1 protein-coding gene is annotated in these 1,176 nt (G+C 58.4%); it reads left to right on the top strand.

Going from position 1 to position 1,176, the window contains the following annotated elements; translation table 11 throughout:
• A partial coding sequence (locus HZB34_17810; protein MBI5317819.1) for a glutamate synthase subunit alpha occupies positions 1–1,176 on the top strand: 1,176 nt, incomplete at both ends.

Raw genomic sequence — 1,176 nt, 5'->3', positions numbered from 1 at the left:
CGCGCGGGAATTGCAGATCAAGATGGCACAGGGTGCGAAACCGGGTGAGGGCGGTCAATTGCCGGGGCACAAGGTGGACGAAAACATCGCGCGCTTTCGGTATGCCACGCCGGGCGTGCAACTGATTTCGCCGCCGCCGCATCACGACATCTATTCGATCGAGGATTTAGCCCAGCTGATCTTCGACCTCAAGAATTCCAATCCTGATGCCGGGGTCTCCGTGAAACTGGTGGCGGAGGTCGGCGTCGGCACGGTCGCAGCCGGTGTTGCCAAGGCCCATGCGGACAAGGTGCTCATCAGCGGCGATTCGGGCGGCACGGGTGCGTCACCGTTGTCGTCGATCAAATACGCCGGAATTCCTTGGGAGCTGGGACTGGCGGAAACTCATCAGACGCTGGTCCTCAATGATCTTCGTGGACGCATCCGTGTTGAAACGGACGGTCAGATGAAAACCGGCCGCGACGTGGTCATCGCTACGCTGCTCGGTGCGGAAGAATATGGGTTCGCGACCGCTCCCCTCATCGTCGAAGGCTGCATCATGATGCGCAAGTGCCATCTGAATACCTGCCCGGTCGGGATCGCGACACAAGACCCTGAATTGCGCAAGAAATTCAACGGCAAGCCGGAACACATCGTCAATTACCTGTTCTTCGTAGCCGAAGAAGCACGGCAGTTGATGGCGAAACTCGGCTTCAGGACAATCAACGAGATGGTCGGCTGCGTCGACAAGCTCAAGATCACGACAGCTGTCGACCACTGGAAAGCCAAGGGGCTGGATCTCACGCCGCTACTGACGGCTCCGGATGTGCCGGTGGATGTGCCGCGTTATTGCGTGCAGAAGCAGGACCATGGTCTTGCCGACATCCTCGACAACAAACTCGTCGAGCTCTGCAAGATCGCCATTGAGAAGGGTGAGAAGGTCACACTCGATCTTCCAATCAGGAACATCAACCGGACGACCGGCACGGTGCTCTCCAGCAAGATCGCGAAGACGTACGGGCCGGATGGGTTGCCGGAAGACACGATCTCAATCAAGTTCTCTGGCTCGGCTGGCCAATCGTTCGGGGCCTTTCTCGCGAAGGGCATCACGCTGACGCTGGAAGGGGAGTCCAACGACTATATCGGCAAGGGATTGTCCGGCGGCAAGATCATCGTTTTCCCGCCGAAGAACATCCT

Source organism: Nitrospirota bacterium (assembly GCA_016219645.1).
Classification (GTDB): domain Bacteria; phylum Nitrospirota; class Nitrospiria; order Nitrospirales; family Nitrospiraceae; genus Palsa-1315.
Note: the sequence above shows the minus strand (reverse complement) of the source record. Positions and strands in the feature narration are given on the sequence as shown.